The organism is Magnetospirillum aberrantis SpK (assembly GCF_011022235.1).
Classification (GTDB): domain Bacteria; phylum Pseudomonadota; class Alphaproteobacteria; order Rhodospirillales; family Magnetospirillaceae; genus Magnetospirillum; species Magnetospirillum aberrantis.
On the sequence record NZ_JAAIYP010000027.1, the window covers coordinates 11,549 to 33,943 of the forward strand.

Annotated in this window: 12 protein-coding genes; all 12 read right to left on the reverse strand. The window is 65.8% G+C overall.

The annotated features are described in order from the left end of the window. Position 1 precedes the first annotated feature (1 nt). The 12 genes from G4223_RS04490 to G4223_RS04545 all read right to left on the reverse strand — a co-directional run bounded on the left by G4223_RS04490 (position 2) and on the right by G4223_RS04545 (position 22,376). A complete protein-coding gene (locus tag G4223_RS04490; RefSeq protein ID WP_241003951.1) occupies positions 2-3,820 on the reverse strand; it encodes a CHAT domain-containing tetratricopeptide repeat protein in 3,819 nt (1,272 codons plus the stop codon). A gap of 10 nt (positions 3,821-3,830) precedes the next feature. Continuing rightward, a complete protein-coding gene (locus G4223_RS04495; protein ID WP_163675628.1) occupies positions 3,831-5,888 on the reverse strand; it encodes an adenylate/guanylate cyclase domain-containing protein in 2,058 nt (685 codons plus the stop codon). 75 nt (positions 5,889-5,963) lie between these two features. Further along, positions 5,964-6,896 (reverse strand): DUF7354 domain-containing protein, encoded by a 933-nt coding sequence (locus G4223_RS04500; RefSeq protein WP_205762385.1) that lies wholly within the window; start codon positions 6,894-6,896, stop codon positions 5,964-5,966. 112 nt (positions 6,897-7,008) lie between these two features. Continuing rightward, complete coding sequence (locus tag G4223_RS04505; RefSeq protein ID WP_163675631.1) at positions 7,009-12,009, reverse strand: cadherin-like domain-containing protein; 5,001 nt, start codon at positions 12,007-12,009, stop codon at positions 7,009-7,011. 25 nt (positions 12,010-12,034) lie between these two features. Next, a complete protein-coding gene (locus G4223_RS04510) occupies positions 12,035-13,393 on the reverse strand; it encodes an HlyD family type I secretion periplasmic adaptor subunit (protein WP_163675633.1) in 1,359 nt (452 codons plus the stop codon). Between the two features lie 2 nt (positions 13,394-13,395). Beyond that, positions 13,396-15,414 (reverse strand): peptidase domain-containing ABC transporter, encoded by a 2,019-nt coding sequence (locus tag G4223_RS04515; RefSeq protein ID WP_163675636.1) that lies wholly within the window; start codon positions 15,412-15,414, stop codon positions 13,396-13,398. Next, positions 15,392-16,825, reverse strand: coding sequence for a TolC family protein (locus G4223_RS04520; protein WP_338086813.1), 1,434 nt, complete (start codon positions 16,823-16,825; stop codon positions 15,392-15,394). The genes G4223_RS04515 and G4223_RS04520 overlap by 23 nt, the downstream gene beginning before the upstream one ends. Positions 16,826-16,921: 96 nt before the next feature. Further along, the gene (locus G4223_RS04525; RefSeq protein WP_163675638.1) at positions 16,922-18,076 is read right to left on the reverse strand and encodes an ATP-grasp domain-containing protein; all 1,155 of its coding nucleotides are present in this window, start codon (positions 18,074-18,076) and stop codon (positions 16,922-16,924) included. Next, entirely contained in the window at positions 18,073-18,564 is a 492-nt protein-coding gene (locus tag G4223_RS04530; RefSeq protein ID WP_163675640.1) for a nitrous oxide reductase accessory protein NosL, read from the reverse strand. The genes G4223_RS04525 and G4223_RS04530 overlap by 4 nt, the downstream gene beginning before the upstream one ends. Positions 18,565-18,581: 17 nt before the next feature. Beyond that, positions 18,582-19,271, reverse strand: a complete 690-nt coding sequence (locus G4223_RS04535; protein WP_163675642.1) for an urease accessory protein UreH domain-containing protein — start codon at positions 19,269-19,271, stop codon at positions 18,582-18,584. A gap of 4 nt (positions 19,272-19,275) precedes the next feature. Continuing rightward, complete coding sequence (locus G4223_RS04540; protein ID WP_163675644.1) at positions 19,276-21,702, reverse strand: heavy metal translocating P-type ATPase; 2,427 nt, start codon at positions 21,700-21,702, stop codon at positions 19,276-19,278. After that, the gene (locus G4223_RS04545; RefSeq protein WP_205762386.1) at positions 21,699-22,376 is read right to left on the reverse strand and encodes a hypothetical protein; all 678 of its coding nucleotides are present in this window, start codon (positions 22,374-22,376) and stop codon (positions 21,699-21,701) included. The genes G4223_RS04540 and G4223_RS04545 overlap by 4 nt, the downstream gene beginning before the upstream one ends. Positions 22,377-22,395 lie beyond the last annotated feature (19 nt).

The window sequence follows — 22,395 nt, forward strand, 5'->3', positions numbered from 1 at the left end:
CTCAGCCGTCCACCATGAAGAACGCCGACCAGATGTAAGGCGAGCTCCATTCGCCGATGCGCAGCATTTCAAGCTGGGCATCGCGCAAGGCGGCATGAGGCTTCTTACCCTGCAACAGCCGCGAATAAAGCGCGGTCATCAGCTTTTGCGTACCGGCGTCGCTGACTTCCCACAACGACGACACCACGGTATTGGCTCCCGCCTCCTGGAAGGCGCGGCGCAGGCCATAGACGCCCTCGCCTTCGTGAATCTCGCCAAGGCCGGTTTCGCAAGCCGACAGGATCGCCAGCTTGGTCCCCGACAGATTGAGCCCCAACACCTCGAGCGCGGTCAACACGCCGTCGTTGTCGGTGTCGATCTCGCCCAACACCTGGGCGTTGGCGTTGATGCCGGCAAACGCCAGACCGGAACGCAGCAACGGATTGTCGCCCGGCGGCGGCAATTGCACGTCCGAGCCGCGCTGCAATTTGAGCAGACGCTTGCGCAGGGTGTCGTCGGCCTTGAGGAAGAAGCCGTGGGTGGCGATGTGCAGGATTTCCGGCGGCTCGGCCAGTTCGCGCAGCACCTTCTCCTGGGCGTCGCGGCGGGTGTAGATGGCGTTTTCCGCCCCTTTGTCCGCCACCGACTGACTGATCAGCCGGCCTTCCTTTTCCGCGCCCGGCAAGGGATCGAACTTGAGCCCGCGCATGCCCGAGGCCATGCCGCGCATGGCGTCGCGCACCGAATTGCTTCCGGCGGAACGCGACCGCGCGTTGTCCAACGTCTCCTTGCCCGTCACCTCGTCGGTGTTGTAGTCGGGACCGGCGTTGATGATATAGCCGCCCTTGGCCGGAGACACCGCCGACGGCAACAGGTTGCGCGCCGAGGTGTAGACATGCAGGTCCACCCCTTCGATCAAGTAGCGGCCGTTGTTCACCAAGGCGGCGAACGGCAAGATATTGAGGGTCCCGTCCGGCACCACATAGGCGCTGGCCCGCTTGGCCAGCGCCGGTTCCAGCGGCTTCCAGATCAGGTCGTAGGCGGCGGAACCGGAATCCAGCACCTCGTCCAGGTCCAAATCCTCGTCCTGGATATCCTTGCGGTATTTGAGGATGGCGGCGTCCAGCGGCGCCACCTCGCCATAGGACACCATGCCGAACACCGGCTTGCCGTCATCCTTGCGCAAGGTGGCGGCGACCATGCGACTTTGGCCGTCGACCGAGAATTGCAGGAAGTCCACCAAGGCACCGTCGGCCGGCAATCCGGCCACCAATTCGTCGGCGGTGATGGGACGCACCGTCTTGCGGAAACGGGCACTCGCCCGGCCCAACTCGCCTTGCAGGCGGTTGATGCGGTCCTCGAGCTGGGCCATGACCTCGACGTGGTGGTCCCTGGTTTCCTCGGTCGGACCGGACAGGGTCAACGCCGCCAGCCGCTTGCGTGTCTCGGTCAATTCCTGAGACAGCTTGGCCATGGCGGGATCACGCGACAAACGCCCGATCTGCGCCAGCTCCGAAGCCACCTTGAACAGCAATCCCTTGCGGTTCAGGCTGATTTCCAGCAGGCCGCGCCCGGCGACGTCAGGCGACATGCGGGTCAGCAGGTCGGCATAAGCCGCCAGTTCCGGCTGATGCAGGCGCACATAGCCTTCGCGCGCGTTGTCGCCGGTGACATACAGCATGCGGTTCAGGAATTCGTTGCGCCGTTCGAAGGTCAGGCGCCGTACCTTGAGCGCACCATCCAGCTCGCCAACGCTCTCGCGCACGGCGGCCAGACCGTTCATGGCCTCGAAAGTGTAGGGATGCAGGGGGCCCAGCACCTTTTCCGCCGTCGCCAGCGCACTTTCCAACAACGCCTTGGCCTCGGTCTCGCGCTTTTGCGTGTGGTAGAGCGCGGCCAAGTCGATCTGGCTGCGCAGCACGTCGAGGTGCTTTTCTCCCAACACCCGCTTGCGCGCCGCCAGGACCTCGACGAAGGCCTTTTCCGCCTCGTCCAACTGGCCGGAACGGTGCAGGACGCGGGCCAGGCTGTTGCGGGCCTTGAGCGTGTTCTGGTGGTCGGCGCCGTAAAGCGCGGTCCAGCCGGCGATCACCCGCTCGAACAGCGGTTTCGCCGCCGCCCAATCCTGTTTCAGCAGGTTCAGATAGGCCAGATTGTTGACCACCGCCAAGGTGTCGGGATGGTTTTCACCCAAGGCGCGGGTGGCGGCGGCGATGGCGCCGGTATAAAGGCTTTCCGCCTTTTCGAAATCGCCCTGGCCTTCGTACAGCAGCGCCAGGTTGTTGGTGCTGACCATGGTCGCGGGATGGGAATCGCCCAACAGTTTGCGGGTTCCGTCCGACGCCTGAAGCAGATAGGGCTCGGCCTGATCGTAAAGCCCTTCCTTCTCCAATATCTCGCCCAGATTGTTGGCGGCGACGATGGTCGAGCGGTGGTCGAGGCCAAGGATCTTAAGGAAGCGGTCATAGGCCTCGCGATAGACCTGTTCGGCGTCGGCCAACCGGCCCTGCTTGCGATACAGGCTGGCCAGGGTGGTCAACGTCGCCACTGTGTTGGGATGGGCATCGCCCAAGGTCTTGGTCTGCCAGTCCAGCAACTCGGTGGTCATGGCCTCGGCCTTGGCATAGTCGCCACGCGCGTCGAGCACGTCGACCAGAACCCCCTTGGCACGGTTGCGCATGCCCAGATCGCGGGATTTTTCCGCCACACCCTCGGCCAAGCCCTGAGCCTCGGCCAGCTTGCCTTGGGCCAGACGCAGTTCGGCGCCTTCGATGAAAAGGCCGCCGGCATCGGGATCGGCCACGTCAAGCACACGCTCTCCCTGGGACAATGCCTTGTCCATGGGCCGGGCGGCGGCGGTCAGATCGCCGGCCAGACGGGCGGCACGAGCTTCCAGCGACAGGCAATTGAGCGCCTGGGGATGAACCTCTCCCCACCCGACCTGAAGGCTGTTGCAGGTGGGCGCCAGCACGGCCCGCGCCTCGGCGTTGTGGCTGTTGTCGATCATCACCGAGGCAAGGCGCAGCCGCGTCGCCAGGGTCAGGCCATGATCCTCGCCCAAGGCACCGGCGGCGGCCGTCGCAGCCTGGGTCAGGATTTCCTCGGCCTTGGCCGCTTCGGCACGGGCATAGAAATGCTCGGCCAGCGCGCGGCGAATCTTCAGGGTTTCCGGGTGCCCTTCGCCCAGAACCTTGTCGGCGGCCTTCAACGCCTCGGCCCAACTGGCCTCGGCCTCGACCGGTTGACCGGCGTTGCCCTGAATCTGAGCCAGATCGGCCAAGCTGATGATGGTGGCCATATGTTCGGGGCCGAAATTGTCCCGCGCCACGGAGACCGCCTGGGCCCCGGCACGCAACGCCTTGACCAGATCGCCCGCGGCGGCGGCGCGCACCGCGCCCTGGTGCATGCGGTCCCACAATCCGACCGCGCCCTGTTGCGCCTGGGTCAGGGCCGAGACTTGTTGCTGGCGCTCCAGCGCCCAGGCCGGCGGTGCCTCGCGCAGTTTGACGATCTCGCCGGCATAAAGCGCCACGTCGGCCTTGGCCCCGGCCTTGGCCGCCAGTTGCATCGCCGTCTGGAACAGCGCCAAAGCCTCGTCGCCCTTGCCCAGGGCCAGAGCCAGGGAAGCGGCGTTGTGCACGTAATCGCGGTTGGCGGGCGCCGCCTTGTGGGCCTTGAGATAATGGCCGTAGGCGGTGACGGAATCGCCGCTGGCCAGGGCTTGCTTGCCGCGCGCCGCCTGGGGGGTGCCGGCATCGTCGGCCAGGGCGGGCGCGCCAAAGGCTACGCACAGAGCCAAGGTGGCGGCGGTGGCGAGGGCTCGGGGTCGGATGACTGCCATGGCGCGCCTCTTACTTTTCCTTGTGGGTGTAAACGCCGTCCCACTCCGCCCCAGGCGGTTCTTCGACGAAGTGGTGAACGCGGGACAGGTAAACCTGATGGATCAGGAAATTGGGTTCGTCGGCGGCAAGCGCGGTGAAGGCGGCCTCGGCCTCGGCCCATTTCTGCCCCCGGTAAAGCGCCAACGCGGCGTGATAGCGTTCAAGGTTGGCCAGGGTCGCCGCGTCCACCTCGCCTTCGAAACCGATGGGTTCGAAGATGCGGACCGGCGTCTCCTTACCCTTGACGCGGACCTGATCCAGTTCGCGGGTCACCAGATCGGGCACGGCGGCCTTGGTGAACTCGCTGATCATGATGTTGACGCCGTATTGCTTGGTCAGGCTTTCCAGGCGCGAGCCCAGATTGACCGCGTCGCCCAGCACCGTATAGGCCAGACGGAAGTCGGAACCCATGTTTCCGACGTTCATGGTGCCGGTGTTGAGGCCAATGCCGATCTTCAACGGCTTCCAGCCCTTGGCGATGAAGGCCGCCGACAATTCCTCCATGCCCTGGTGCATGGCCAGCGCGGCCTGGATGCCGTGGCGGGCATGGTCGGCGTCATGCAGCGGCGCCCCCCAGAACGCCATGATGGCGTCGCCCATGTATTTGTCGATGGTGCCACGGTTCTGGTGGATGATACGGGTCATCGGGCTGAGGAACGAATTCATCAGCACCGTCAGTTCCTGTGGCGACAGTCCCTCGGAAATGCTGGTGAAGCCGCGCACGTCCGAGAACAGCACCGTCATCTCGCGGCTTTCGCCGCCCACCGACACCTGTTGGCCGGTGCGGTTCATCTCTTCCACCAGTTCGCTCGGGATGTACTGGCCGAAGGTCTTGGCGATGTTCTTCTTTTGCCGGCGTTCCAGCATGTAGAAGCGATATTCGATCAGCGCATAGCTCAACACCACGGCGAACAGCCCATAGGACATGGGCAGCACCACCCCCTGGCGCACGTAAAGCAGGCTGGCCAGACCGGCGAACCCCAGGATGATCGCCAGCACCGTCAGACCGCGCCGCACCGGATGGGAGCTGACCATCGGATAGACCATCAGCAACAGCAGCACCAGAACGACGGCCGAAGCGAGTTCCGGGCTGGCTGGCCGCAACGGCGCACCCTTGAGCAGGGAATGGATGGTGTCGGCGATGATCTCGACCCCGTAAACCATGCCGACCGGGGTGTCGAACCAGTCGTGCGACACTTCCGAGGTGTCGCCGATGACCACCAGCTTGTCGCGCACCCAATAGGACAGTTCCTCGCGCTCGTTCTCGTCGAGCCCGGAGATGTCGAGGAACTCAAGCGCGCTGATGCCTGCCGACTGGCTGAGGAAACGGGTGCCGCTCGGCAACGGCGGAAAGTCGATGTTGATGTTCCAGTCGTGGTCCAGCGGCACCGCGAGGTCGCCCAGCCACAGCGTGGTTCCGTCCATGTGGGGTTCGACCCCCAGATACATGGCCGCCGCCTTGACCGCGAACGGCCATCCCTCGGGCTGGGCGGCGACTTCGGGATGGACGCGCAGCCGCGACAGCGTGGTGACCAGAGAGGAATTGGACTTGATGTTGGTGTAGGCGCTGGGAGAGGCGCGGTCCAGTTCGTCGGTCGGCCGGTTGAGTTGAACGAAGCGGTCGTGGTCGAACTGCGCCTGCGCCACCAAAAGCGTGTTGCCCGCGTCGGTGAGCGCCTTGGCCAGCACAGGGTCTTCGCCATAGGAACTGGGAAAGTCCATCAGCATGTCGATGGCGATGACCTTGGCGCCCAGATCCTTGAGGTTGGTGACGATGGCGCCGATGTCGCTGCGCCTGAGCGGAAAGCTCTTGTAGGCGCGGAAGAACGCCTCGTCGGTGTTGACCAGGACGATGTCCTTGGAAAACGCCTGTTCGCGCTGGTCGCCATAGGCCATGCGCAACTGATGGCGCAGGGACAGCGTCTGGTCCTCAAGCAACGCGAACCATTCGAAATGCTGGGCCGGGACGGCAATCAGGAAAAGGAAGATGGCGACGATGACGTCGTAGCGCTTGAGGATGCGCAGCATGGCTGTTCCCCGGCCCCCGGCCATGGCGGCCCCGCGCGTTCGGCGCGCGGGGCCGGTTGAATGGATTTCTTCGGCTTAGTTGTTCTGAAGCTGTTCGTTGTAGACCAGCGCTTCCTTCTGACGCAGGCCCTTGAGCTTGAGGTCGTTGTAAGCCTTGATCAACAGCGGACGCATGTCGTTGTCGTCCTTGTTGGCGTCGAAGTGCTTGCGATAGAGGTCCATGGCGGCGACGGTCATGCCCTTGGAATCCAGCAGGCTGGCAAGGGAGAAATCGTCGCCCGGGTTGATGGCGCGCACCTTGGCCACTGCGTCGGCCAAGGCCTTGTCCTCGCTGGCCGACAGCCAGACGATGCCGCCTTCCTTGTCGGATTCCGCGACCTTGTTGCCGCCATCCATCACCGCGACGCTGAAGCTGTGCTTGCCGGCAGCGAGTTCAGGCACCTTGAAGCGCACCACCTCGGATTCGGTGGCGGCCACCGGATAGGCCTTGCCGTCGATGGTCAGCACATAGGAATACTGCTTGCCCTGGCCTTCCCAGGCCAGTTCGGGATAGCTGGCGCTCAGCGTCAGGTCGCTGGCGACGCGCAGCTTGATCTCGCCCGCGTCCTTGTTCACCGAACGGCGCACCGTGGTATAGCGCTGCGCCTCGGCGAAGCGGTTGCCAAGGCCGGCGGCCAGATCACCGCTGGCCTGGGTCGGAGCGGACAGCGAACCGGTCACCGCCTTGATGCCGCTGGGCTCGACCTTGGCCACGCTGTTGGCGCCCAGGGTCTGGGCCATGTTGGTGGTCTGGTCGATCAGGGTGCCGGCACCATCGGCACCGGTTCGCACGATGTCACCGGCGAACAGATACTTGTTGCGGGTGATCGGACGCCAGGTGGCGCCGTCCTTGCTGACTTCGACCGTTCCTCCCGGCTGCATGAGCATGGACACCGGCGGTTCCGCCGCCATCACGGCCGACGATCCGAACAAGAGCAGGCCAAAGGCCAGGATGATGCGAGAGTTCATAGGCGTCCCCTACTGCATGAGCTGTCCGACGTCGGCGGTCATGCGGCCACCGACAAGCGAGAAAGAAACCACGCCCAACCCGCCCGCCCCGCTACGGGGCGGCGCTTCCGCGCTACACCGCGAGATGGAAGCTGGTGTTGTCCAGCGAGCTGGTGTCCACTCCGGTCAATGTCGCCACCAAGGTGGAATTGTCGGCGGTTGCCGATTCCATGGCGGTTGTGCTCCACAATTGTACACCGCTCCCGGTATCGATGGCGATAAGGCCTGTACCCGAGAGACCGTAATCGACGCCGGTTCCGCCGGTTCCCGGCATGGCCGTCGCGCTTTCGCAATATTGGCTGGCGTCCAGGAAACCGTCGCTGTTGCCGTCGGTCAGACCGAATTCCGTCGTCGACAAGGCGATGTTGTCCATGGCGCCATCGAAATCGGTGATGGTCGCCTGTCCGCCAAGGTGCACGACGAACGTGTCGGCCCCCGAACCGCCGGTCAGGTTGTCGTTGCCCGCGCCGCCGTCCAACGTGTCGCCCCCGGTTCCGCCGGTCAGGTTGTCATCGAAACCCGATCCCTGAACGGTGTTGAAATTGCTGATCGTGTCGGTGCCGCCCCAACCGTCGGTGGCGGTACCGGTGCCCAGGTTGACGGTCACCCCCGCCGTGTCGGCGCTGTAATCCAGGACGTTGTTGCCGGCACCGCCGTCGAACACGTCGTTGCCGGCACTGCTGACCACCACGTCGTCACCGGCCCCGCCATAGACGCTGTCGTTCGCCGTCCCGGTCAGGACAAGCACTCCGGTCGTACGGTCGGTGGCGTCGATCGTCACCGCTCCGGTCGCGGCCGAGGCGTCGACGGCGGTAATGTCGCCGGTCTGGGCGTCGGTTCCCAAATCCACCGATTGCGCGGCGGCGGTGGTCGTCCCCAACGTCAAGGTCTCGACCCCGCTGACCGAAGACAGATGCGAACCGGTCAGGTTGGCGAGGTCGGTCACGATCAGACGGTCGTCGCCGGTGCCGCCGATGACGGACAGGCTGCCGACCAAGGCGGCGGCCGTCGCCTTCAGGATGTCGTCGCCCGCCCCCAGGTCCACCACGTCGACGCCCAATCCCACGGACAGGCTGTCGGCGACGGCGGTGGCGGTCAGGGTCAGGGACGAATAGGCGGTCCCGTCGGCGGCGAAGCGCTGGCTGTAGATCCCCGTGCTCGACCCGTCGTCCTGGTTCTGCGATTGCCAGGCGACAAGGAAACCGCCGTCGCCCAAGGCGGTAACCGTCGGGTTGGCCTGGTTGCCGGCAACGGTGGTGTTGACCACGAATTCGGCGGTGACCGGGTTTCCGGCGGCATCGTAGACGCGGGCGGCGATGCCGGTACCGGCGCCGTCATTGCCCGACGATTGCCAGGTGACGACGAACCCACCGTTCAACAACGTCGTCACCTGCGGTACGGTCTGGTCGCCGGAAGTAAAGGTGTTGATGGAGAACTGGGCGGTGGTCGCCGTGCCGGAATTGTCGAACAGCCGGCCGACGATGGCAGTACCGCTGCCATCCACCTGTTCGGAGCTCCACACCGCCACGAACCCGCCGTCAAGCGCCGCCACCGACACGGAATCCTGGACACCCGCCGTGGTGGTGTGCAGGGCGAACTCGTTGCCGACAAAGGTTCCCGACGTTGTCATGACCCGTCCATAGACGCCGCGGCTGGTGTCACCGCTGTCTTGCATGTCCGACTGCCAGACGATGATGATGTTGCCGTCGCTCAACTGGACGGCGTCGGAAAAATTCTGGTGCTGGGTGGTGTACTGGTTGACCTGGATTTCGTTGGGGCTGACCTTGTTGTTGGCCGCGTCGAACAATTGGGCGTAGACGCCGGAATAATCGGCGTCGTCCACCTTGAAGGTCACCAGATAGCCCCCCCCCGCCAGGGCGATGACGTTGGCGGCGTTCTGATCCATGGCGGTGGTGGTGTTGACCTGGATTTCCGCGGTGGTTCCGGTGCCATCGGCCGAGAAGCGGCGGGCGAACACCCCAGAATACTGGCCGTCCAGGCCATAATCGGCCCAGGTGGCGACGAAGCCGCCATCGGGCAGCGCCGCCAGTGAGACATCGGTCTCTTCGTTCGCGGTATGGATGTTGACCAGGAACTCGGACGTGCGCACGCTGCCGTCGGCATTATAGACCTGGGCATAAATCCCCCAGGAACCGCCGTCCTGAAGGTTGGACTGCCACGCCACCACATAGCCGCCATCGGCCAGGGTGATGGTCTGGCAATAGGTCTGGTCGTTGGCGATGGTGACGTTGACCAAGGTCTCGGTCGAAACGGCCCCCCGGCTGACCGTCAGGTCTCGGTCGGCGAAATGCAGGGTGTCGATCCCCTTCAGGGCGTCGATACCGTCGGTGCCCACCCCGTCCGCTACGGCAAGATAGGCTCCGGTCGAGGAAATGCTGTAATTCTCGGCCGCTCCCGAGAACACCGCCACGTCGGCCCCCGCCCCGCCGGTCATGGTGTCGTCGCCGGTTCCACCGACAAAGGTCGTCCCCTGGGCATGGCCGGTCATGTTGGCATTGAAACCGCTGCCCTGGACCTCCATGCGGATGGTCTCGATCCCGGAAAAGCTTTTGCCGCTGATGTCCAGCGTGCCGGCCCCGGTCTGGCGGAACAGCGCCACATCGGCGTCGCTGCCGCTGGCGTCGCCGTCCACAACGGCGGACAGCCCCGCCGTGCCGGTTTCGTCGAAGATCACGGTGTCGCTGCCGGCGCCGGTGGAGACGCTTTCCACCCCGCTCAAGGCGACGCCGCTCAGGTCCAGCGTGCTGTCGGCGTCAGCCAACCGCACGGTATCGGTGCCGACGCCACCGACGATCGAGGCCAATTGTTGCGGGTCCGTCCCCCCGCCGATGATCGCCGTTCCGCCGCCGGCGGCGAAACTCAAGACCTCGATTCCCGACACCGACATCTGCGACAGATCGGTGGTGCCGGTCGATTGCAGGATCAGCGTGTCCACGTCGCCACCGCCGGTGCCACTGTCGGCAATGACGTCGCCGGCCGCCAGATTGGCGCTGCTCACCAGATAATTGTTGCTGCCGGCACCGCCGTCCAGGGAATCGGTCCCGGTGGTCAAGGTCCACGTCAGGCTGTCGATAGACACGACTTGAGTGACCGTGGTGGCGCTGTCGATACCGTCGCTGACCGTGACGGAAAGAGTCCGGGAACCGTGGGGCGTCAGGCCATTGGCGGTCGAGAAGGTGATGGAACGCAATGCCGTCTGGTAATCGGCGACCGAGGCCGTTCCAGAAAGCGTCAAGGTGCCGGTCGCCGCGTCGTACGTGCCGGTGATGCCCGCCTGATCGGTGAAGTTCAGGCTGTCGCCATCCATCACCCCGGAAATGGTGACCACCGCTCCGGTCAGGTCGGTGTTGTCCACGTCGATTGCTGTCAGGGCCGAGAACACCGCGATCCCGCTGCTCCCCGCCGTATAGTTGAGGCTGCCGCCGCTATTGGACAGAACCGGCACATCGTTGACCGCCGCCACCGTCAATGTCGCCGAGGTGGAAACGATGTTGCCGGTGCCGTCGCTGATGTCATAGGTCAACACCACCGGCCCCGAGAGATTGCTGGCCGGAGTGAAGGTGTAGGTGCCGTCCATATTGTCGGTCAACGTGCCGTCTGGAACATTGGCCAACGACAGGTTGACCACCGACAGGCTGTCGCCGTCCGGGTCGCTGGCGTCACCCAGCAATTGTTCGCGGGTCAGGATGACCGAGGTGTCTTCGGTCGCCGCCGGCAACGCCGCCGTGCCGGCCACCGGGGCGTCGGGAACGGCCGTCACCTCCAGGGACGCGATGCCGGTAACGGTGGTCGTGCCGTCGCTCACCTGGAAACTGATCTGAAGCGGACCGTAAAGGTCGCTGTTGTAATCGGCGTTCGGGGTGACGGTGTAGGTGCCGTCCAGATTGTCGACCACCGTGGCGTCGGCGACGGTGACTGAAACCAGGGTCAGGCTGCCGCCGGTGGTGCTATTGGCGGCAGCCAGCAAGGTTGCGCCGTTAACGACGAAGGAACTGTCCTCGGCCGAGCTTCCCAAGTCCACCGCCGACACCGACAAGGTGACGGTCGTCCCGCCATTGTTGTCGGTGCCCCCCGTGCCGGTCTCGACGTTGCTGCCGGTGCCGCCGCTTGCCGTGCCGCCACTCGAGCCACTTCCAGCGGAAACGGTTCCCCCAGTCTCTCCCGTACCCGTGCCGGCGGACACGATCGGTTGCGACGGCAAGGGCGGCACCGAAATACCGACATCTCCCCCACCAATATCCGAACCACCGCCATCGGTGCCGCCATCGGTGCCGCCGTCACCCGAGCCGCCGTTCCCGGTGCCTGTCCCGCCGTCGGTGCCGGTGCCGGTGCTGCCGCCGCCGCCGACACCGTCTCCGCCGCTCCCCGAAGGAGCCGAAGGCAAGCTTGGCGCCGTGGCTGGCGGTGTCGTCGGCGTAGGTGCGAAGGAAGAGACGATGCTGCCGGCGGAGCCGGTGACCGTCCAGGAACCACCCAGCGTGGCGCCCAGGATGCCGCTGCCGGCGGTGTTGAGCACGAACGCCTCGCCGCCGCCCAAAGGAGACAGCACCAGTTCACCGACGAAGCTGGAACCGGGATCGGCCTGCAACGCGACCGAGGTGACGCCGTCGCCGCCCACTTGGCCGGCGACGGTGGTGCCGCGCACGCCGATGCTCATGGCGGGGGTGGCAAGGCGGGCCGCCTCGGGATGGGCCTTGGCGATGTCGCCGCTGACGAAAGCGAAAGCACCCTTGGCGATCAGGATGGATTCATGCCCGCTCTTGGCATCGGCGTCGAAAGCGAAATCGTCCAGCGCGATCATGCCGCGATCCTTCAGGACGAAGGTCGAACGGTCGGCGAAGACGATGGAAATCTGGGATTGGTCGGCGGTTTCGACCTGATCGCCCTCAAGCAACGGGGCATCCTTGACCGCTTCGGCCTTGACGCCGTCACGGACGATCCAGGCAGCGCCTTGCACGGCGTCCACCTTGCCGATCACCACCGCCCCCTTTTGACTGCCCCCCGAAGGAGCCGCAGGGGTCGGCTGTACTCCGGGCATGATGTTCTCGGGCATCGCATTCACCTTTCTGGGAATGGCGTCAGAGCAGTTTAATCGAATCGAGCGTGAAAATCACGTCATTGCGCAACAATGGATCAAGAACCATCCGCAGCACGGATTTGCTGCCGATGACGATGGAGGCAGTCCCGGCCATGCCGGACCGCACGGGATACTCGACGCCCTTCTGGTCGGTCAGGACAGACCGGTCGCATTGGATGGCGACCTTGTAATAGGTGCTTTCGGCCCCGTTCCCGTTCTTCTGGTCCTCGATGGCGTCGGCGCCGACCGCCATCACCCGGCCGTGCAATTGGCCATACCGGAACGGGTCGAACGCCGACAGCCGTACCGAAACCTTCAACCCCTGGCGCAGATGGGCGATGTCCTGGGGCGGCACGCGGGCCTCGACCACCAATGCGTCGTCCAGCGGCACGATATCCATCAACGTGTCGCCGGGCCGCGCCACCTGGCCGACGCTGGTGATCGACGACATCTTGACCACGCCGCGCACCGGCGAGCGCACGTCGGAGCGGGATTCGCGGTCGGAGGCCACCTCCATGGTCGCCCTGAGCGAGGATATCTCGGCCTCGACCTTACTGATGTCCTCGAGGACCTCGGTCCGCCAGCCCTTCTCGAATTCCGACAGACGCGCCTCGGCTTCCTGAAGCTGAGCCTGAAGGCGGGAAATGGTGTCACGGGCGGTTGAGACGTCGGTGTCGAGCATCAGTTGCTCGCGCTCCAAGCGCACGATTTCCTGACTGCCGACCACACCGGCGTCGAACGCCTTTTTCTTGATGCGCAATTCCTCGGCGCCCTTGTCCTGGGCGCGGCTCAGTCCGGCGTAGCGGGTCTCGGTCTCGGTGACCTCGCGGCGGCGGCGCTCCATCTCGCGCTGGATGACCGTCGCCTGTTGCGCGCGATAGGACAGGCGTTCGGTGTGGATGGTGCTTTCCCGGCGCTTGGTTTCCCCGTCGATTTCAATGTCGGCGGGCCAATCGATGGACTTGTCCAGGGCTAGGTCGGCGCGCAGCCGGGCGGTGCGGGCCTGGAACGCCACCCAACGCGCCCGCTTGTCGGCCAGGTCCTGGGCTCCTTGTGAATTGACCAGACGCACCAGCACCTCGCCCTCGGCGACGAAGCTGCCTTCGCGCACCAGCACTTCCTGGATGGTGCCACCCTCGAAATGCTGGACATGGCGTACCTGCCCGGACGGTTCGATCCGGGCCGGGGCGGTAACCACCTCGTCCAGTTCCAGAACCGCCGCCGCCCCGATCAGAACCACAAAGGCCAGCGCACACCACAGCAAAAGCCATGTGGCCGATGGCGGCGTCAAACGCGGCGCCACCCCGTGAAGGGGGCTGCGGAAAGCATCGATGCTGTCGGGGACGCGCTTGCCGGCCATGTTCAGCCCCCCTTGGCCGGCGAGGCGGTCTCGCGCTGGGTCAACCGCGCCACCCGCCCCTTTTCCATGATCGCGGTGGTCGGCGCCAGTGCCGCCACCACCGGACGATGCGAGATCACCAACAGCGTGCGGTGGCCGATGGCGCGATGAATTCCGGCGATGGCCCGGCGTTCGGTGGCTTCGTCAAGACCCGAGGTGGGTTCGTCCAGGATGGTGACCGGCGCCGATTGCAACAACGTACGGGCCAGGGCCACCAATTGCCGCTGCCCCCCCGACAGGTTGCGCCCCCCTTCCAGCACCTCGAAATCCAGGCCCATCCCCATGGGCATCACGCCTGCCGCCCCCAGGCCGTTCAACATGCCCAGCATGTCGTCGTCGGACACCAGGCCCAAAAGCGACAGGTTGGAACGCAAGGTCCCGGAATAGAGCATGGGGTTTTGCGGGCACACCGCCATATGGCGGCGCAGGTCGGCCGGATCGATGGCGGCGATGTCCACGCCGTCCAGAAGCACCCGTCCGGTTTCAGGACGGATGACCCCGCTCAGCACCTTTTCCAAGGTGGTCTTGCCCGATCCAGACGGCCCCACCACCGCCAGCCGGCGTCCGGCCCCGATGACAAGGTCGATGCCGTCCAGCACCGGATGGGCGGCGCCGGGATAACGCGCCACCACGCCTTCGACCCGAATCTCGCCCGCCGCCACCGGGCGGTGGATCAGGCTGGTGCCCGCCGGCCGTTCGGTGGCACGATTGGTCACCGTCCGCAACGCCTCGAGCGAAGCCAGGGCGGCCAGGGCCTGCGGCACCACCGACAGCAATTGCATGGAAGCGCCGGTGAAACGGGTCGCCAGCATGGTGGCGGCCAAGATGACGCCCGCGCTCATCTGTCCGTCGACCGCGCGCCAGCCCCCCAGACCGATGGCCGCCAGCAACGACAGGTTCTGCGCCAGCATGGACAGGTTGCCCCGCGCCGCCGACAGCGTCCGCACCGCCCGCGCGGCCGTGGCGTACAGCACGGTTCCCTGACGAAAGCGGCCCTGAAGATAGGTTTGCGCGCCGACCCGGCGCGCACCTTCGGGATCGACAAAGGCTTCCTGGGCGGCCTGGGCGCGGAAGCTGGCGGCACGCGACAATTCGCGGTGCAAAAGCTTCTGACGGTGAATGGCGAAAAGCGTCGAAAGCGCCATCACCATGTTGAGCCCCAGAACCGCCAGCGCAATCAGCGGATCGCACAGGAACAGGCCGAACAGAAACAACGCCATGAAGGGCAGATCGGCCAACAACGACACCGCCGCCGCGCCGAACCCGTCGCGGATGGCGTCGAAATCCTGAAGCATGCGCATCAGATGCCCCGAAGGCGCCGCCGCGCCGTCGAAACGGGTTTCCAGAATACGCCGGTGCATGTCGAGCGCCAGCCGGACATTGCCTTCGTGCAGCGCGTCCTCGACGAACAGCGCCCGCAGCCGGCGGAACACCTGTTCGAACAGCGCGGCCCCCAGGAACAGCGCCACCATCACCGCCAGAGCGTCCAACAGGCCGTGCGGCAACACCCGGTCATAGACCTGGGCCGAGAACAACGGCGCGGCCAAGGCCAGCAAATTTGCCAGGCCGCCGGCCATGGCCGCCCGCCACAGCATGGGCTTCCATGATGCCAGCAACGCCGTCCATGACGTCGGCGTCGCCGACGCCGCCTTATCCAGACGGGGGCGCACGAACAACACCACCGCGGTTTCCGACAGCCCGGCGCCGGACGTCAGCAGCCGGGCCGATCCCGGCCCTAATTGCACACAAGGAAACAAATCCGGCGCCAGGGCCGAAGGCATGATCGCGCGCACCACATGGGCGGCGAAACCATGGCGGGCCAGGGCAACCTCCCACGGCTGTTCGGCGCCATCCGCTTGCGCCATGCGATAGCTGTCGGCCAGGGCCGAGGCGGCGACAGGCTGAGCCAAGGCCCGCAGACAGGCCGACACCGCCCCCGCCTGCCCCTCCAGCACCGGGTCAACGGGGGGCTTGGGCGACATCGTTCGCGACTTCGGCGGGGCGGTGGGGTTCGACGCCCATGGCGGCGTTCAGGCGCGCCCGCGCGGCCTGGACGTCGGAATACAGGATGAAACGGCGCAAGGTCGACAGCATGGCCGACGCCTCGGCCTTCATCTCTTCCATGGCGCTGCCGCTGCCGGCGTTTCGGGATTTCTGCGCCAAAGAGGTTATACGGCGGTCGATGGCCGCCATCTGTTCGGTCAGGCGGTATTCCTTGAGCGCCTGATGATACTGGATGTCCGCCACCCGGACCTGGGTAACCACCGCCATACCCAGCGCAAGACGGCGGGCACGGGTGATCTCGGCCACATTCTTGGCCTGTTCGATACGCTTGGGCGCGCTCAGCACGTCCACCAGATTCCACGCCACCTGGACGCCGGCATCGGCCCAGGCGTTGTTTTTCAGATAGGCGTTGGAATCATAGTGCCGGCCGATGAATGGACCGATACCGGGCAAGGTTTTCAGCAACTCGGTATAGATGTCCTGAACGTCGATGCGGAACTGGGCTTCCTCGCCCCGCAGTTCGGGGCGGTTATCGAGCGCCACCTGTTGCAGGCTCTCGACGTCGTCGGTCGCGGCGTCAACCTTCAACTCGGCCCCGTCCTCCAATTCCGCCAATTGGAACGACGCCACCGATTCCACCCCCATCAAACCGGCAAGGTCGGCCCGCGCGGTAGCTGTCTGGCGCTGCATCTCGGCGATCTGGCGCATGGTGTCGACGATGGCCCGCTGATGGGCCAGCATCTGCATGGGGTCGCCAACCCTGCTGCGTTCGGCGTTCTCGGCGTCGGCGACGGAACGCATCAACTTGAGTTCCAGCGCGTTGTATTTCTTTTCCGCGTATTCGTTCACCACCGCCTTCCAATAGGCGGCCTGAACATCCTGAACCAAAAGATGCAAGGCACGTCGGCGTTTTTCCACCGCCAACGCGACCCGGTCCTCCTCCTGGTCGGCACGCAGCATGGCGATGCCGAAATCCACCAGATTCCAGGTGGCGGTCAGGTCGTAGGTGCGGGTGGTCTGGGAATCGCTGGTGGAGTAATTGCCGGTCGAACCGGTGGTGAGATCGCGTGAGCGTGTGGCCTTTTCCGGGCCGCGATGGGCGACGCCGCCCTTGGCCGCCATCTGCGGCAACAGGGCGAAGATGGACAGGTCGGCCTTGCCCTGGGCCAGCACCTCTTCCAACAGCTTGACGCGGGAATCCAGGTTGTGGGCGACAGCCAAGGCAATGGCGTCGTCCACATTCAAGGGACGGCTCAGCACATTCTGTGGCAAGGCTTCGGCATGGCGTTGCAGGTCCTGCCGAATGCCCCCCAACTGTTCTGGTTCGAGGGCGCATGCCGAAAGCCCGAGAACGAGCACCGGCACCGCAGCCAAGGATCGAATTTTCACGATTTTCCCACGCTGCCCTTGGGAAAGAATTATTCGATCATCGGTGCTGTGCGTTAAAGAAGAGTTATAAACTCCAGTCTTGGACCGTGATTTTTCTTAAACTCGGATTGCGGCGAATCCCCCACCTTCGGTACGGAAATTGGTGGTTTGTCCGCGATACAGGCGCGCCGTCATCAAAACCACCCGCCCATCCAGGGAAAAAGCCCGCAGATCGGCCTTGAACATCTGACCATCAGGGGTGGCGACGCAAGACGGTGCCACCGTTTCCTGGGCGACGTAATCGCGGCAGCGCACGCCCTCCCAGGTGGCGCGGCTGATCTTGTCGCCGCGATAGGCCGCCTTGCCGGCATGGCCGGTGGCGGGTTTGAAGAACAGATGGCGGCGCCGTTCCCACAAAATCTCGGCCAAGCCGTCCTCGACGATGGTCGTCGGCGGCACCAGCGCCGCCACCGCCTCGGCCTCGGCCGGCGGCACGCCGCAACGGGCCAAGGCGTCGGCACGGGACAGCAGCACCAGCAGGCGCTTGTCGGAAAAAGCGGCGTGAGCCGCGGGATCGGGGGTAAAACGCACCATGTCCGTGTGCCAGGCCCGGGCCAGGGCGGCATGTTCGGGCATGGTGAAATGGAAATCGGTCAACCGGTTGTAGATCGCGTCGAACGCATCGTCGTCAAACCGCATGTGCGCGGCGTCGATGATTTCCGCCACCTTGCCGTTTTCCCGGAACAGACGGCGATACAACAGGAATTCCGGCCACAGGAATTGCCGGGATGGCGAGGTGTCGATGATGGCGACACGCTCGCCGCCGGCAAACGCCAAGGCGGCGTCGCCAACGTCACCCCCCACCCCCGCCGCCCGCGCCACGGCGGCGGCGATCAACATGCCGCCGGGATTGGTGTTGATTTCGATCAGACGCGGCCCGTGGGCGGTCAGATGGAAATCAAAGCACAGCGGCCCCGACAGCGGCGAGCGGGACAGCAATTCAGGATGGCCGGCCAGCAACAACGCCGACCGCCGCACCCCGTCGCGGCGAATGGTACGGTCCAAGAGCGCCACCGCCGCCACCACGCTGTCGGCCACCCGCGCCGGAACATCCACCACCAGATCGGACACCAGCCCCATGCGCCCGTCGGTCAGGGCGGCGAAAGCCATCTCGTCACCCATGGCCTGTTCCAGGCCGTGCCACAACCGGTCATGGTCAAGCCGCGCCGCGCCAAAGCACGGCGTCGTGCCGGATGGCACGGCGATGGTCACTTCACTTTGCCTTTGTCGAGGTTGGACAGGATTTCCGAGGTGACCTCGTCGAAGCGCAGGATCTTCTTGCCCTGGTGGTCACGCAGGAATTCCTTGGCCTCGGCCTCGGTGGACAGCGGCACCAATTCGTGCCCCATGGGACCCAGGACGTCCGATCCGATCACGTACCACGCCCCATCGGCCGGAATGGGCTCGACCGCGTAATAATCGGTGACCGCCACCGTCGCCACGTCCTCGGGCCGATGGCCCTTGTCATAGCTTTTCGGCGAGTGGATGAACTTGAACAGGTCCTTGGCGCCGTCGAAATAATGGGCATGGCCGTCCTTGTAGACCACGTAGCCGATCCATTCCGGGTATTTCGCCACGAACATGCCGCAGACCGGACACACCGAATCCGCCTTGGGCGGCGGCACCACCAGCTCGCCCGCCCGCGCCAGCGACGGAACGGCGAACAACAAGGTCACGACCACCAACAGCCGAGCAAGCATGGACAACCTCCCTTTCCTTACCAATTGGGCAGATGACGCATGACGTCGAAGAAGCGCACGCCCTGCATCAAGGTAGCAACGCCAAGCACGATCACCACCAGCGCCGCCCCCTTGAGCAGCAAACCGCGAACCCGCGCCCCCAGGCGGCCGAACACCAACGACACGAACACCATGGACGGCAAGGTTCCGGCGCCGAAAGACGCCATCAGCAACCCACCCTCAAGCGGATTGGCGGCCGAGGTCGCCTTGACCGCCATGGCCAATGTCAGCGCACACGGCATCAATCCGTTCATCACCCCACCGACAGCCGCCCCCCACACCGGCCCGCGCCGGCCGGCACTGGCGAAGATGTGGCGCGCGGCGCTGGCCGGCAGCCCCAGGGCCGGCACCCGCACCGGCAGCAACCCCAGGATGTCGAGGCCCAGCACGATGACCACCAACCCGGCCAGGATCTGCAAGATCGCCTGGGCCTTGCCGATGATGCCGGTGGACACCAGGGCCAGTCCGACCGCCGCCGCCAGCACGCCAACCAGGGTGTACATGCCGATGCGGCTGCCGTGATAGCTGACGACGGGAACGACGCCCTTGCCGGCGTCCCCCATGCGGACGAAAAACGCCGAGACCAGGGAACCGCACATGCCGACGCAATGGCCGCTGCCCAACAGACCTGCGGTGAAGGCAAGGCCGTAATCGATGGTGCTGTCCACCCGGTCAGCCTCCCTTTTGCAGGCGCAGCGAATTGGCCACCACAGACACCGACGACAACGCCATGGCGGTGGAGGCCACCATGGGATTGAGCCGTCCCAGGGCCGCGCCGGGAATGGCGAAGGTGTTGTAGCCCAAGGCCCACACCAGATTCTGGCCGATGATTCGCATGGTGCGGCGCGACAGCCCCACCATCTCGGCCACCTTGGCGATGTCGCCGCCGACCACGGTCACCTGGGCCGAATCCATGGCGATGTCGGTGCCGCTGCCCACCGCGAAACCGACCTCGGCGGCGGCCAGTGCCGGTGCGTCGTTGATGCCGTCGCCGATCATCCCCACCCGTTCGCCCAAGGCGCGCAATTCCTCGACGATCTCCAGCTTGCGGGCCGGCGAGGCGCCGGCCACCACCGATTCGATCCCCACCAGGGCGGCGACATGGCGGGCCGCCGCCTCGACGTCGCCGGTCACCATCATGGTCTTGACGCCCAGATCATGCAGGGCGCGGATCGCCGCCGCCGCCCCCTCGCGCGGCCGGTCGGCCACCGCGAACAAAGCAGCCATGCGGCCGTCCACCGCCACCGCCACCGGGGTCGCACCCTCGGCGGCCATCTGTTCCATGGCCGTCTCGACCGCCGCCGTCTCGACACCACAAGCGCCCAGCAGCCGGGCGTTGCCCACCACCACGTCGCGGCCGCCGATCGTGGCGCGCACCCCCTGCCCCGGCACCGCCTGAAAGGAATCGGCCTTGAGCGGAAGCAGATTGCGGCTGCGGACGTAATCGGCCAAAGCCCGGCCGAGATGATGTTCCGACCCGGCCTCGGCCGCCGCCACCAGCGCCAGGACCTCGTCGGCCGCCCAGCCGGGCGAGAGCTCGAACCGGGTCACCGTCGGCCGCCCCTCGGTGATGGTGCCGGTCTTGTCGAAAATCAGCACCGACAGGCGCGCGGCACTTTCCAGGGCGGCGCCGTCACGAATATACAGACCACGCCGCGCCGCCTGACCGGTCGCGGCCATGATGGCCGTGGGCGTCGCCAGCCCCAGGGCGCACGGACAGGCGATCAACAGCACCGATACGGCGCTGTCCAGCGCCGCGCCCAATCCGCGCCCGCCCAACAGCCAGGACACGAAGGTCGCCCCGGCCACCGCCACCACACCCGGCACGAACACCGCCGACACCCGGTCGGCCATGCGCTGCACCGGCAATTTGGCGGCCTGGGCATGGTCGACCATGCGTACGATGCCGGCCAGCACGGTGTCGGCGCCGACCGCCGTCACTTCCACCCGCAACAGGCCGGTGCCGTTGATGCAGCCCCCCACCAGCCGCGCGCCCACATCCTTGACCACCGGCATGCTTTCGCCGGTCACCAGAGATTCGTCGACGGTGGACAACCCGCCGGACACCACCCCGTCCACCGGAATCCGTTCCCCCGGCCGCACGATCACGGTGTCGCCGACCACCACCTCGTCCACCGGCACCACCGTTTCGACGCCGTCGCGCAAAAGGGTGGCGGTGGGCGGTTGCAGGTCGATCAGCTTGCGGATGGCGTCGCCGGCCTTGCCCTTGGCCCGTTCCTCGAGCCAGCGGCCCAACAGCACGAAGGCGACGATACCGGCGGCGGCCTCGAAATACAGATGATGGCGGCGCGCCACCAGCGACACCACGCTGTGGCCATAGGCGGCGCCGGCCCCCAGGGCGATCAGCGTGTCCATGTTGGCGGTGCGCCGCCGCGCCAGCTTCAGCGCACGGTCAAAAAATCCCCGCCCCGCCCCCAGCACGATGGGGGTGGTGAGCGCCAGTTCGGCCAGTTTCCACGACCACGACCGAGGCATGGCCATGCCGATGGCCATCACCGGCAGGAACAACGCGCCGGCCCACAAGGCGCGGCGTCGCGCTTCGGCCAGACGCACATGCTCGCGCTCGATCACCTGGCGGCGCTGGGCCAGGGTGTCCATGGGACGTGCCACATACCCCAGGCTCTCCACCAGGCGCTCGACCTCGGCGCGATCCAGGGCGCCGACGATGTTCGCGGTTTCCGAGGCGAAGTTGACCGACGCCGACCGGACACGGGAATCGCGCCCCAGGGCCAGTTGGATCAAGGCGGCGCAGGAGGCGCAGGTCATGCCCTCGACGGCAACGTTGACCTCGGTCACCGCGCCGCACTCCTGAAGCGCGGCGACCTTCCGGCGTGGGGCCCGGCCGATATTGCCGATCACCGTTTCCAGCAATCGCAACAGGTTTTGCGCCGGCATGCGGCGCGGATCGAAATGCACCGCCACCGATCCCAGTTCGGCCACCACCCGGACCTTGCGCACGGCGTCGTGCTTGCGCAGCAGGATTTCCACCAGCAACGCCTTTTCCGGGTCACGTTTCAGTACCGGCGCGACGATTCGTACCCGGCGGGACAATTGGTGGACAAGCTGGATTTCGGTCATTTCTTGGCCTTGCGGAAACGCACCAGCAAAAACACCAGATAGACCACCGTGGCCCATTGGTAGCGATAGGTCCATGGGCTGGGCAGCCATTGCCGCATGATGCGGTCCCAATGCACCCGGATCAGGTAATAGACCACCAGATCGTTGGCGAAATGGATCGCCCAATCCTTGGCGTCGAACGGCAGGTTCACCTTGCCGCCGGTCTTGATCGCCATGATCTGGTTCAACACCTGGGCCTTGGCCTTGAGATCGTCGTAGCGCGCCCTGAGCCGCGCCACCGGCGCCCAGTTGCGGACGCGCGCGGCCAGCCCCGTCCCAGCCACCCTCGTCCCGGCCGGCATCTTGGCCGGAACGGCAACTGAAGCCGGAGGCACCGCGCCGTCGGCGATTGCCGCCACCACGGACGACAGCGTCCGCACCACCTCGGCCAGGCTACAGACCTCTTCGGCCCAGCGGATCGACAGCTTGCCGGCCCCGACAAAGACGACGACGCGGTAGACGCCATCCACCTGACGCAAGGCATGCTCCACCATTCCGGCGGCGGCCGGGGCGCACAATTCGGACGGCAGGTCGAAACGGACATGGCCGGGCGCGCGATGGCGCACGCGCACGGCACGCATCAAATCCTGGCGGGCGCTGTCGCGCGCCGCCTTGCCTTTCAAACGGACGATCATGATCGCCCTCCCCTTTTGG